10 protein-coding genes are annotated in these 12,834 nt (G+C 70.9%); 5 read left to right on the forward strand and 5 right to left on the reverse strand.

Annotation, left to right across the window (positions count from 1 at the left end):
• Positions 1 to 38 precede the first annotated feature (38 nt).
• From PLP61_RS09470 to PLP61_RS09480, 3 genes are all read right to left on the reverse strand, one after another.
• Positions 39 to 1,157, reverse strand: coding sequence for a GDSL-type esterase/lipase family protein (locus PLP61_RS09470; RefSeq protein ID WP_324502402.1), 1,119 nt, complete (start codon positions 1,155 to 1,157; stop codon positions 39 to 41).
• A 152-nt stretch (positions 1,158 to 1,309) separates the two neighbouring features.
• Positions 1,310 to 2,782 carry a 30S ribosomal protein S1 gene (gene rpsA / locus PLP61_RS09475; protein WP_324502404.1) on the reverse strand — a complete coding sequence of 491 codons (1,473 nt, stop codon included), beginning with the start codon at positions 2,780 to 2,782 and terminating at the stop codon, positions 1,310 to 1,312.
• Between the two features lie 183 nt (positions 2,783 to 2,965).
• The gene (locus PLP61_RS09480) at positions 2,966 to 3,862 is read right to left on the reverse strand and encodes a phosphotransferase family protein (protein WP_324502405.1); all 897 of its coding nucleotides are present in this window, start codon (positions 3,860 to 3,862) and stop codon (positions 2,966 to 2,968) included.
• Between the two features lie 69 nt (positions 3,863 to 3,931).
• Between PLP61_RS09480 and PLP61_RS09485 the strand changes: the two genes are divergently transcribed.
• Positions 3,932 to 4,753, forward strand: coding sequence for a class I SAM-dependent methyltransferase (locus PLP61_RS09485; RefSeq protein ID WP_324502407.1), 822 nt, complete (start codon positions 3,932 to 3,934; stop codon positions 4,751 to 4,753).
• 10 nt (positions 4,754 to 4,763) lie between these two features.
• Here PLP61_RS09485 and pgfA read toward each other — a convergent pair whose 3' ends face one another.
• A complete protein-coding gene (pgfA, locus tag PLP61_RS09490) occupies positions 4,764 to 5,684 on the reverse strand; it encodes a cell envelope lipid trafficking protein PgfA (RefSeq protein WP_324502409.1) in 921 nt (306 codons plus the stop codon).
• A 152-nt stretch (positions 5,685 to 5,836) separates the two neighbouring features.
• Between pgfA and PLP61_RS09495 the strand changes: the two genes are divergently transcribed.
• From PLP61_RS09495 to PLP61_RS09510, 4 genes are read left to right on the forward strand one after another with little or no spacing between them, the layout of a single operon-like run.
• Positions 5,837 to 7,720, forward strand: coding sequence for a hypothetical protein (locus PLP61_RS09495; RefSeq protein ID WP_324502411.1), 1,884 nt, complete (start codon positions 5,837 to 5,839; stop codon positions 7,718 to 7,720).
• Positions 7,717 to 9,570: a hypothetical protein gene (locus PLP61_RS09500; RefSeq protein ID WP_324502413.1), complete on the forward strand. Its 1,854-nt coding sequence runs from the start codon at positions 7,717 to 7,719 to the stop codon at positions 9,568 to 9,570. The genes PLP61_RS09495 and PLP61_RS09500 overlap by 4 nt, the downstream gene beginning before the upstream one ends.
• Complete coding sequence (locus PLP61_RS09505) at positions 9,567 to 10,799, forward strand: acyltransferase family protein (protein ID WP_324502415.1); 1,233 nt, start codon at positions 9,567 to 9,569, stop codon at positions 10,797 to 10,799. Before PLP61_RS09500 ends, PLP61_RS09505 begins: the two co-directional genes overlap by 4 nt.
• 14 nt (positions 10,800 to 10,813) lie before the next feature.
• A complete protein-coding gene (locus PLP61_RS09510) occupies positions 10,814 to 12,646 on the forward strand; it encodes a hypothetical protein (protein ID WP_324502417.1) in 1,833 nt (610 codons plus the stop codon).
• Here PLP61_RS09510 and PLP61_RS09515 read toward each other — a convergent pair.
• Positions 12,569 to 12,834: hypothetical protein (locus PLP61_RS09515; protein WP_324502419.1), on the reverse strand; the 266-nt coding region annotated here is incomplete at its 5' end. The two genes, PLP61_RS09510 and PLP61_RS09515, sit on opposite strands and share 78 nt — an antisense overlap.

The following is a 12,834-nucleotide window of genomic DNA, read 5'->3' on the forward strand; positions in this document are numbered from 1 at the left end:
GGGTGGCCTCGTTTTCGACCGTCGCTATGGCCTCGTTTTCAAGCGTCGTCGACACCGGTGATCAGCGCCCTCGATGCCGTGGTCCCCAGGCGTTGGGCGGCGGCCTCACGGCCGAGCACCCACCAGTCGACGAGGTAGCGGGTCGCGCCCGGTGTCGCGGCCCACTGCAGCCCCAGGGCGTGCCACCGCGAACGGACCGACAACCCGTCGACCCCTCCGGGTGGCGGTGCCTGCGGTGTCAAGGTGACCACGTTCGACCGCACGTCGTCGGCCGCCGCGTGGTAGCCCTTGACCGGCTGGAGCTTGAACCGGTAGGTGTGCCCGTTCCTTAGCCCGGTCACCACGGTCTCGGTCCCAGCCAGCGCCGGGCCGGGGGCCGACCATGATTGCCCGGCGGTCACGTCACGCTGCCAGAGGTATTCGTGATCCGAGCCGGGTGATCCTGACCAGGTCAGGTGCGCCGCCCGGTCCCCCGACTCCCCCGCCAGCACGGGCGCCCATCTCGGGCCTAGCGGTACCTCGGGCAGGGGGCGCACGTACGGCGTACCGACGCCGAGCCGCGAGAGTGCGTCGGCGACCGCCGCGGCGATCTTGAGCTCGCCGGCGGCGTTGGGGTGACCCGCGTCGTAAGTGTCGATGCGGTCGTAGAAGCCGCTGTCTGTGGTTGCGATCTCGATGCGCGAGCGGTCGTCGGCCAGCTCCCCCGGCAGCTCGCTGATCCGTGCGTTGGCCTCCGGGACGTCCGCCAGCCAGGTCTGCGGCAGTCTGGCCAGCACCAGGTCGATGTCCGGGTCCGCGGAGCGAGCCTGCTCGACGGAGAGCCGGAGCCGGTCGTGCACCCCGTCGGCGCCCGCCGCCTGCCACACGAGGTCGTTGATCCCCAAGGCCTCGACGACCACATCAGGGTCGAAGGCTTCAATCAGGTCGCCGATGGGGTGGTCCTGATCGGTGAAGGACATGCCCCACCTGGCCGCGTGGTCGGTGTCGAACGCGGGGTCGAGGTAGTCGTGGGACCCGAACTCCAAGCGCATGTTGTCGAACAGGTCGTTCCTGGGACCCACCAGGTCGGCAGCGACCCCGGCCTGCTCCAGGTGCCTCCACAGCCGGTAACGCCAGGTCCAGTCACCGGCCGACCCCTGCGCAACCGAGTCACCCACGATCAGGACCCGTACACCCTCGTCAGCAGCAGCAACCGGAGGCGGCCCCGTGATCAACGTCGCGAGGCCACACACGAGCAGGAGGATCGCGGTGAGGCTACGCCGGCCCGAGCGTGGAGCCCGCCTCGAGCCGGCCGTGCGCAGCCGGTCTATCAGTTGCCGCCGGTGAGCTTGTCCCGCAGCGCCTGGAGCGCCTCGTCGGAGGCCAGCGAGCCTCCGGTCGGCTCCGCGGTGCTCTCGGTCCCCGAGGAGTACGACGTCGCCTCGCCGGCCTCGACCTCGGCCTTCTTGGCCTCCGCCTGCTGCTTGACGTGCGCCTCCCAGCGGGCGTGGGCCTGGGCGTACTGCTCCTCCCAGATGGCGCGCTGGTCCTCGAAGCCCTCCAGCCACTCGCCGGTCTCGGGGTCGAAGCCCTCGGGGTAGACGTAGTTGCCGTTCTCGTCGTAGGTGGCGGCCATGCCGTAGAGGGTGGGGTCGAACTCCTCGACCTCGGTGGCGGCGGCGGTCTCGTTGGCCTGCTTCAGCGACAGCGAGATCCGGCGACGCTCCAGGTCGATGTCGATGATCTTCACCATCACGTCGTCGTTGACCTGGACCACCTGCTCGGGGATCTCCACGTGCCGCTCGGCGAGCTCGGAGATGTGCACGAGACCCTCGATGCCCTCCTCGACCCGGACGAACGAGCCGAACGGCACCAGCTTGGTGACCTTGCCCGGCACGATCTGGCCGATCTGGTGGGTGCGGGCGAAGTGCTGCCAGGGATCCTCCTGGGTGGCCTTGAGCGACAGCGACACCCGCTCGCGGTCCATGTCGACGTCGAGCACCTCGACGGTGACCTCGTCGCCGACCGAGACGACCTCGCTCGGGTGGTCGATGTGCTTCCAGGACAGCTCGGAGACGTGCACCAGACCGTCGACGCCGCCGAGGTCCACGAACGCACCGAAGTTGACGATGGAGGAGACCACGCCCTTGCGGATCTGCCCCTTGCCGAGCTGGGTGAGGAAGCCGTGGCGGACCTCGGACTGGGTCTGCTCGAGCCACGCGCGGCGGGAGAGCACCACGTTGTTGCGGTTCTTGTCCAGCTCGATGATCTTGGCCTCGAGGGTCTGGCCGACGTAGGGCTGCAGGTCGCGCACCCGGCGCATCTCGACCAGGGAGGCGGGCAGGAAGCCACGCAGGCCGATGTCGAGGATCAGGCCGCCCTTGACGACCTCGATGACGGTGCCCTCGACGACACCGTCCTCCTCCTTGACCTTCTCGATCGTGCCCCAGGCGCGTTCGTACTGGGCGCGCTTCTTGGACAGGATCAGCCGGCCCTCCTTGTCCTCCTTCTGGAGAACCAGGGCCTCGACCTCGTCGCCGACGTGGACGACCTCGTGGGGGTCGATGTCGTGCTTGATCGACAGCTCGCGCGAGGGGATGACGCCCTCGGTCTTGTAGCCGATGTCGAGCAGGACCTCGTCCCTGTCGACCTTCACGATGGTGCCGGCCACGATGTCGCCGTCGTTGAAGTACTTGATGGTCTCGTCGATCGCGGCGAGGAACTCCGCTTCGGAGCCGATGTCGTTGACGGCCACCTGGGGGGCGTCGTAGTCGGCCAGCGGGGTGGTGAGGCTGCTCGTCATAGGGGAAACAGATTCCTTGGTGGATGGAGGTCGGGCGGGCACGCCGGAAGTCCGGTTTTCACTACCGACGGGGCGTGCCCCGGGCGGGGACGCTGATAGCGAGCACGGGTCCGCTCGGTCTGGAACCCGGGCAGACTTCTGGCGCAGGGTAAGGATAGGCGCGCGGCGGCGCCGGCGTCCAACTCAGGGTGGCCACGGGAAGGCGTGCAGGTCACGGCTGCCCGCGACCGCGCGGAGGAGGTCGTGGGCGAGCTGGCGGACCAGGTTGCCCTCGAGCGGGGCGGCCGCGAGGTCGACCAGGGCCCACAGGTCGGCGGCGCGGGCCAGGTCGAGCGCCGCGGCCGGGGTCCCGCCCCGGCGGGAGCAGTACGCCGCCAGGACGGCCTCGACGTACCCGGGTGACCGGTCGAACCGCAGCAGGTTGCCCAGATCGGTGAAGGGGTGGCCGGCGTGCGCGAACTCCCAGTCCAGCAGCGCGGTCACCTGCAGGTCCTCGTCGAAGAGCAGGTTCTTGGGGTTGAAGTCGCTGTGCACCAGGCAGACCCGGTCGACGGTGTCCAGGAGGGCCTGGGCGCGCAGCGCCACCTCGGCCAGCCCGGCCCGCTCGTCGGCGCTCCACGCGGCGGCGGCCTGCGGGTGCTCCTCGACCCAGGCGGGCAGGCCGTCGGCCGGCCCGAAGGACCCGATGGTCAGGTCGGCGTCGACGAACGGTCCCGGCCGCAGCATCGGGATGCCGCCCAGCACTGCGAGCAGGTCACCGAGCCGACCACCGACCCGCCGCAGGTCCCGCTCGGTGAGGGACGGCAGGAGCACGTCGCCCCGGCTGCCCTCCAGGAAGGAGGTCACCAGCAGCGCGGGCGTACCGGCGGCCGGGTCCGCGCGGCGTACCTCCAACACCTCCGGGACCGGCACCAGGCCGCGGACCAGCCGCAGCAGCGCGGCGTCGACCTCTTGGGCCTGCTCTCCCCGGTGCCCCGGTCGGGCGTAGATGCGCACCACCGACCGCTCTCCCGCCGCCTCGGCGAGGAAGGTCTCCCCCGACCAGCCGCCGGGGAGCGGGCGGAGCGAGGCGAGGTCCATGCCCCGAGCCTCCCACCCGGCCCCACAGGAGTCACCTGGACCCGGCCGCTCCGGCGTAGGGTCGGGGCCGTGGAGGATCACGCGCCCCAGGCGGTCCGGGTGGAGCGGCGCCCGGTGAGCGAGGAGGAGTCGCGGCGGGCCAACGGCCCCGACTGGGACCGGTACGCCGACGAGTACCAGGCCACCCACGGCACCTTCCTCGGCGACGTCGGCTTCGTCTGGGGCCCCGAGGGTCTCACCGAGGCAGCGGCGGGTGTCCTCGGGAACGTGGCCGGGAAGGACGTGCTCGAGGTGGGGTCGGGGGCCGGGCAGTGCTCGCGCTGGATCCGCTCGCGGGGCGGCCGGGCGGTGGGCCTGGACCTCTCGCTGCGCCAGCTCCAGCACTCGCGTCGTCTCGACGAGGCGACCGGGGTGCGGGTGCCGGCCGTCGCCGGCACCGCCACCGCCCTGCCCTTCTCCGACGACAGCTTCGACGTCGTGTTCTCCTCCTTCGGAGCCCTGCAGTTCGTCGCCGACCTGCGCGAGGCGGTCCACGAGGCGGCCCGGGTACTGCGTCCGGGGGGCAGGTTCGCGTTCTCGATCACGCACCCGACCCGGTGGATGTTCCCGGACGACCCCGGGGTCCCGGGGCTCACCGCGACCCAGTCCTACTGGGACCGGACCCCCTACGTCGAGATCGACGACGAGACCGGCGTGGTCAGCTACGTCGAGCACCACCGCACACTGGGCGACTGGGTGCACCTGCTGGCGGCTGCGGGGTTCGTGCTCAAGGAGCTGCGCGAGCCGGAGTGGCCCGAGGGTCACGACCGGGTCTGGGGCGGCTGGTCGCCGCTGCGCGGGCGGCTCACCCCGGGCACCGCCATCTTCGCCGCCGACCTGGGCGGCAGCTGAGAGGGCGGCGTCAGACGGCTGCCCCCGTGGGAGCCTCCTCCTGGGCCGGAGCGCCGGGCTCGTTGCGCCGGCGCAGCAGCAGGAAGCCGCCGCCCAGCGACAGCAGACCGGCCACCAGAGCCACCCACGGAACGACCTTGGTCAGCAGGTTGAGCTGGCTGATGCTCGCCTTGGCGTCGTCCACGTTGGTCTGCACCGTCTCGTCGGTGTAGACGACAGCGATGTCCAGCACGAGGTCGCCGCTGGGCAGCTTGAGGGTCTGGGTGCCCTCCTGCTTGATGATCGAGCCGGTGACGGGGTCGACCCAGAGGTTCTCGGTGTGCGCGTAGGTGCCCTGGGTGCCCTCGAGGATCTCGGCCTCGGTCTCGGGCACGTCCACGGCGTACTCGTAGGTCTCCAGCCCGTCGATGTCCTGGGTGCCCTGGTAGACCGCGTCGACCGCGTACCCGAGCGTGCCGTCCCAGTAGGGGTAGGTCTTCTTCTCGGCGTCGAACGGCCACTTGTTGACCAGGCCCTCGTGCGGGACCGCGTCGGCGGCGAGGTACTTCGCGTCGTCCACCGCCATCGCGGTGTGCCGGTCGGTGGCGAAGGTGTCGATGCTGTTCTGGATCAGCCGCGGGTCGTCACCCTCGAGGCAGTCCGGCGGGTCGTTCTCGTCGATGTTGATGCACTTGGTGTTGACGAAGGCCACGACGTCGTCGTCGGACTTGTCGGGATCCACGACGGTGTGGCTCTGGTAGGCGACCGGGACGTTCTCGACCTCACCGGTGGCCGGGTTCAGCTTGTCCGCCTCACCGGTCAGGTAGGTGTAGGTGTCGACGTTGAGCGGGGTCCGCTTCGCGGCGTCCGGCAGCCAGGTCCAGCCCAGCACCGCGACCACCAGCAAGAACCCACCCAGGAACAGCAGCAGCCAGCCCAGCACTTTGCGCACGTCAACAGCCTTGTCTCGGGAGGTGATGAGGTGGCCGCAGCGTAGCAGCCATCACTACTGTCGGGTAGGACCCAGATCTCGCCCTCGCCGGGCGCGCTCGGACGCGTCCGTCCGATGCCGTTTCGCGGGGCTCAGTGTGGCATAGTCCGGGGGTGCCAACCCCTGTTCCGACCACTCTTCCACGGCCCCGCGCCGTGGGCGCCCGGGGCCGGGCCTGGGTGGCGCGGAGCAGGGGCTGGGTCGTCGCTCGAAGTGACCGGGTGGTGGTCACCGGCCTGGTCATGATCGCCGCTCAGCTGGCCTACCGCTGGTGGGCGCTGTCAGGGTCCTGGTTCTACTTCGACGACCTGGCGTTCCTCTCGCGGGCGCAGACCCAGCCTCTGGACGCTGCGTACCTGACGGAGTCCTACGGCGGGCACCTGATGCCGGGAGCATTCTGGGTGATCTGGTGGCTGACCCACTGGTTCCCCTTCGAGTGGACGCCCTGGGCTCTGGTCCTGATCGTGCTCCAAGCCCTGGCCAGCGTCGGCATGCTGCGGCTGCTGCTGTCCGCCTTCGGCCACCGACGGGCGGTGCTGCCCCTGCTCGGCGGCTACCTGCTGCTGGTCACCACGTTGCCGGCGTTCATCTGGTTCGCCGCGGGGATCAACCAGCTGCCCCTGCAGATCGCGCTCGCCTTCGGACTCACCTCCCACCTGGCCTACCTGCGCACCCGCCGGAGCCGGCACCTGGTGGCCACCCTCGCGTGGACGGGCTTCGGGCTGCTCTTCTACGAGAAGACGCTGATCCTGTTCGGCGTCTACGCCGCGGTCGCACTCGGCTGGTTCTGCACCCGGGCCGCGCTCGACCGGCCGCGCGAGGTCTGGGACAGGTACCGCACCGGCGTCCTCGCCCACGCCCTCGTGGCCTCGGCGTACCTCGTGCTCTACGTGCAGCACGGGCTGGACTGGGAGACCGAGAAGGCCGCCACCATCCCCTGGACGCCCGTCCTGTTCAACCTGGTGGCCGTGGCCTTCGCCAGCGCCAGCATCGGTGGTCCCTTCCAGTGGCGCGACGTCGCGGTGGGCTCGATCGCGGACCCCTCCCAGCTGGTCATGCTCGTCTCCTGGATCGCCCTGGGCTATCTGGTGTGGTACGCCCGGAGCACGCGCACCCGCTCCCAGCGGGCCTGGCTCGTGGTGGGCTACGCGCTGCTGCTCGACGTGGCGCTGGTGGTGACCGGGCGAGCCGTGATCGTCGGGCCCGACATCGCCCTCGAGTACCGCTACCAGTCCGAGACGTCGGCACTGCTGATGCTGAGCGTGGGTCTGGCCCTGCTCCCGCTGGTCGGGGCTCGAGAGGTCAATGAGGTGCGCCTCGACCAGCCCCGCCCCTACGAGCAGCCCCGCCGGGTGACGGCCGTCGCCGTGGCTGTCGCGGTCGCCGCACTGGTCTCTTCGCAGAGCTTCGTCGACGCCTGGTGGACCAACAACCCCACCCCCGACTTCATCGCCAACGTGGAGCACAGCCTCGAGACGGCACCACGGACGCCGGTGCCGATGGTCGACGCCGGTCTCCCGCTGACGCTGATGTGGGCCTACCGCTACCCCGAGAACACCTACAGCCACGTGCTGAAGCCCTACGCCGACCAGATGGACTTCGTGTCGGCGTCCCTGGACAACCTCTACATGTTCGACGACCTCGGCCACCTCGCGCCGGTGCTCGTCAGCGACACCCGCACCGCTCTGCCCGGACCGGTCCCGGGGTGTGGGTACCGGCTCGGGAGGGGCGACGTCGACGTCCCGCTCGACGGCCCGGTGGTCGGGACGAACTGGTGGGCCCGGATCGGCTACGCCGCGCCGGGGCCCGCCCAGGTCCGGATCACCGCAGGGGACCGCGTGCACACAGTGGACCTGGAGGAGGGTCTGCACAACCTGTTCGTCCTGGCGGACGGCGAGTTCGACCACCTCCGGATCGAGCGCGTCGACGGAGGGAGGACCGGCGTCTGCCTCACCGACGTGGTGGTCGGCGTCCCGTCTCCGGTGGTGGCGCCGTGAGCGGCACCGTCGCGGAGCGGTCCTCCGCCACCCGCGCGAGCGCCCGCACCGGACCTGTCCGGACGCCGCGGGTCGTCCTGGCCGGAATCGTCATGATCATCGTCCAGCTCGCCTACCGCGGCTGGATGACGTACGGCGCCTGGTTCCACATCGACGACTTCAACTTCATCTCCCGGATGGGCCACGCCGGCCTGTCCGTCAGCAGCTTGGGCCGCGAGTACATGGGGCACCTGATGCCGGGTGGGCTCTTCCTGTCGTGGGTGAACCAGTCCCTCGCCCCCTTCGACTGGCGGCTCCCCGCCACCGAGCTCCTGGTCATGCAGCTCCTGGCCGACGTCGCCCTGCTGGTCCTCCTGCTCCGGCTCTTCGGTCCCCGGTGGGGCATTCTCCCGCCGCTGGCCGTCTACCTGTTCGGGGTCGGTACGGTCCCGCTCGGCATCTGGTGGGCGGCCGGCGTCAACCAGCTTCCCATGCACGTCGCGCTGTTCGTCGGGCTCACCTGCCACCTCGCGTACCTGCGAACCCGGCGGCCCCAGGCCCTCGCCGGGGCCCTCGTGTCGGTCGTGGGAGGTCTGCTGTTCTGGGAGAAGAGCATCCTGGTGCTCCTGGCCTTCGGCCTGCTGACCGTCTGCTACTTCGCCGTCGGCTCGGTCGGCGAGCGTGCCGCGCTGATCTGGTCCAGCTACCGGGCAGCGGTGGTCGCGTACGTCGCGCTCGGGCTCGCCTACCTCACCCTGTACGTCACCACGTCGTTGACCTTCGACCCCGGACGAGCCGCCGAGTATCCCCTGTTCGGCGTGATCGGGAACATGGTGCTGCGTGCGTACGTGCCAGCCACCGTCGGGGGCCCGCTCCAGTGGATCCACCTCGCGGACCAGCCTGGCTCCGCCCCTCAGCCCAGCGACCCGACGATCGCGGTCAGCCTGGTGCTCGTGGCCCTCCTGGTCCGGGAGATCCACCGGTCGCGGGCACGCTCGCTTCGTGCCTGGTCGTTCCCCCTGGTCTTCCTCGCCTCGAACGTCCTGCTGGTCCTCGCCGCCCGCACGTCGTACGTGGGCGATCTGCTCAGCCTGGACTTCCGGTACCAGGGCGAGCTGCCGGGCGTCACCGCCATCGCCCTCGGGCTCGCGACACTGAGGGTCATCGATGCCAGGGAGTCGGCGACGCCACGGGCACCGAGCCGCTTCCTCGACTCCCGGCGCGCCGTCGCGGTTGCCACGACGGCGTTCGCGCTCCTCGCCTCCCTCTCGGGATGGCAGTACGCACACCACTGGTTGTCGGACCACGGCTCGCAGCGGTACGTGGCGCGCGTCACCGCGTCGCTGCGCTCGGCACCCGAGCCGATCCCGCTGGTCGATCGTCCCGTCCCGCTCACCCTGACCTGGGGCACGAACTACCCCGACAACCTGTTCAGCAGGGTCTTCGGCACCTACCAGTCAGCCACGGAGTTCCCGAGGGCCGCGACCGACCGCCTGCTCACCTTCGACGAGGCGGGTCACCTGACGCCAGTGGTGATCGGCGCTGCTCGGCGCAACATCCCAGGCCCGGAGGCCGGGTGCGGCTACCGTGTCGCTCGCGACGCGGTGACCGTGCCCCTGGACGGCCCTGTCGCCTTCAACAGGTGGTGGGTACGGATCGGCTACCTGGCGACTGAGGACGGGGCCGCCACCGTCAGCGCAGGCCCGCAGTCCCACCGCGTCCCCATCCTCAAGGGGTTGCACGAGCTGTTCGTGCAGGCCTCCGGGGAGTTCGACTCAGTGACGATCTCCGGCATCGACGGTGGCGCAGAACTGTGCTCGGACGACGTCACCGTCGGGTTGCCGGAGGCACTCGACAAGGCAGCGCCATGACAGCCACCGATGCCACCACACCGGCGGCCAGCACGCCACCGGTCCGGGACAGGAGGTTCCCGACGCTGAACGCCGTGCGGGCGATCGGGGCGCTGATGGTGGTCGCCACGCACGCGGCCTTCAACACCGGGGAGATCAACAACGGGTGGGTCGGCGCGGTCCTCTCCCGGCTCGACTTCGGGGTCACCCTGTTCTTCGTGCTGTCGGGCTTCCTGCTGACCCGCCCGTTCCTGCTGGCGCGGGCTCGGGGCCTGCCGGCTCCCTCGGCCCGGCACTACCTGTGGAAGCGCGCGCTCAGGATCCTCCCCCTGTACTGGGTGGTGGTGGTGGCCGCGATGCTGATCGACCCCGAGAACAGCGATGCCGACCTGGCCGACTGGGTGTCCCACCTGACGCTCACCCAGCTGTACCGGCCCGAGCTGCTGGCCAGCTCGCTGACGCAGATGTGGAGCCTGTGCACAGAGGTGGCCTTCTACCTCGTCCTCCCGGTGCTGGTGGTGCTGGTGGCCGTGGGGGGAGGGCGGGGACTGAGCCTGCGCGCGGTCGGCTCCTGGTGCCTGGGCCTGGGAGCCCTCGGCGTGGCGTGGCAGGCGGCCGTGGCCTCCATCCCCGGGAACGAGGGGCACTACGCACAGTGGCTGCCCGGGATGATGCCGTGGTTCCTGGTCGGACTGTGGTACGCCGCGGTCAGCGCCAGCCTCGCCGTCCGACCCCGTGATCACCTGCTGGAGCGGTGGGGACGCGACCTGGTGGGCTGCTGGGTGGTGGCGGCGGCGGTCTTCGCCATCGCCTGCACCCCCATCGCCGGGCCGCGGCTGCTGCTGACCCCGACGCCCTGGGAGGCAGGGCTCAAAGTGCTGCTCTACACGACCGCCGGAGCGTTCTTCCTGCTGCCCCTGGTCTTCGGGCCGGAGCGCGCAGGACGGTCCCGGCGGACGCTGAGCGGACCGGTGCTGTTCTGGCTGGGCGAGATCAGCTACGGCATCTTCGCGATCCACATGCTCGTGCTCAACCAGGTCTTCGCCCTCTTCGACATCCCGATCTTCACCGGGCGCTTCGTGCTGGTGCTCAGCGTCACGCTGCTGGTCACGATCGCCCTGGCGGCGGTGTCGTACCACTGGTTCGAGCGTCCACTGATGCGGTTCAAGAACATCCCTGTGTTCGCGTCCATGGAGCCGCCGCGCTACGTCCCCACGGCCACCGAGGACCCGATCCGTCCGCCGGCCTGAGGTACCGTCTGGTCGTGACGGCTTCGGGGGAGCGACGCAGGTGGTTCGCGCGCCCGCACCCGGTGGTCGCCGTCGGGCTGGTCCTGGTCGCCGCCGGAGTGGTGTTCCGCGGCTGGGCGGTGGCAGACGCGTGGTTCTTCTTCGATGACTTCCACTTCATCGCCGAGGCCGTGCGGAGCGAGTTGACCCTGGGCTACCTGCTCACGCCCTACAACGGTCACCTGATGCCGGCCGGCCTGCTGCTCACCTGGCTGAACACCACCCTCGCCCCGATGTCGTTCGGTCCGGTGGCGGTGGAGATGCTGGTCCTGTACGCCGCGGCGGGGCTCGGCATGCTGCGGCTGCTGTGCACGCTCTTCGGCACCCGTGCGGCGGTGCTCTGGCCGTTGACGTTCTACCTCGTCAGCCCGATCCTGATCCCGGCGACGACCTGGTGGGCGGCCGGCGTCAACTACCTTCCGGTGCTGGTCGCGGTGTCGTGGGGGGTGGACGCCTACGTCAGGCACCTGCGCGCTCCCACGCGACGAACGCTCGTGCAGAGCATCACCTGGGTGGTGCTGGGGCTGGCCTTCGCCGAGCTCACGCTGCTGGTCTACCTGTTCCTGGGCCACCTGACGCTCTCCTACTTCACCACCGGTGCGCTGACGGACCGGCTGCGCCAGACGTGGCGGCGCTACCGCGCCGCCGTCGTCGGGCACACGGTGCTGGTGGTGGCCTACCTGGCCTTCTACGTGCCGCACGCGATGAACTTCCACGCCAGCGACGTCGTGGACCGGCCGATGTTCGAGGTGGCGCGTGCCATGGTGGCGACCGCGTTCGCCTCCGCCGTCGTCGGCGGTCCCGGTCGCTGGGAGCTGATGCGGGTGACCCAGAGCGCGGCCGACCCCACCCAGCTGGTCCAGCTCCTCTCCTGGGCGGTACTGCTCCTCCTGGTGCACGCCTCGGTGACCACGCGGCGCCGGGCCGGCCGCGCCTGGGCGCTTCCGACGCTCGTGCTGGCGGCCAGCGTGGCGCTGGTCAGCGTGAGCCGCGCGATCTACTTCGGACCCGAGATCGCTCTGGACTACCGGTTCCAGACGCTGGCCGCCCCGGCCATGGCGCTGGCGCTGGGACTCGCGTTCCTGCCGGTGCCCGGGGCGGTGGAGTCCGTCGAGAAGCGCGCCGACCACTGGCTGGTCGACGACCGACGGCGAGCGACGGCCGCCCTCGCCGCCGGCGTCGGGTTCGCCGTGCTGTCGACCGCGCGGTACCCGCTGCTCCATCTGACCGAGCACGATCCCCGTGCCTACTTCGACCGTGTGGTGGCCAGCAGCCGCGACGTACCAGCGGATGAGGAGCTGATCGACCTCCCGGTGCCCACCTGGCTGTGGTTCGGCCCGCCCGAGACGACCCCGTACAGCGTGGTGTTCGCCGCCCTCGGTGACCTGGTCCCGCGAGCCCGGGAGACCGTGACCGACGGCGCCCTGCTGGTGACCGAGGACGGCACGGTCCGGCCTGCGGTCATGGAGGTCGTGCGCCGGGACACCCTGCCGTTGACCGGCAGCTGCCCCCACCCCGTGGGGGAGACCGGGAGCCACGTCCGGCTCGACGGCCCCGTGGTCGGGTACGTCTGGTTCGTCGAGATCGACTACACGACGGCCTACGACGGCACCGTCGAGGTGCACCTCGGCGACCGTGTCGTGGAGGCGCCGGTCCAGGCCGGGTCGCACACGCTGCTGCTCCCCGGTGCCGGGGAGTACGACACGGTCACGGTGCGGGCGGGACCCGGCTCACAGCCGGGACTGTGCGTGCAGGCGGTCCGGGTGGGCACCCTCCGGCCCGGCGTGGCCACGACCGGCACGTCCTGACGCGGCCCGGACCGGTGGGGTCCCCCGGCGGAGCGCGGCGAGACCGGCCACTGCCGCGGCCAGGGCGACCAGGGCGGCCAGCTGGCTCCACTCCCCTGCCCAGCTCTGCCCCTCCAGCCAGGACCAGACGAGCCCGAGGGAGGCGCCCAGCAGGGCGGCCGCGCCGACCAGCGGCCACCCGCGGAACC

The sequence above is a fragment of the Nocardioides sp. genome, assembly GCF_035429765.1.
Lineage (GTDB): Bacteria > Actinomycetota > Actinomycetes > Propionibacteriales > Nocardioidaceae > Nocardioides.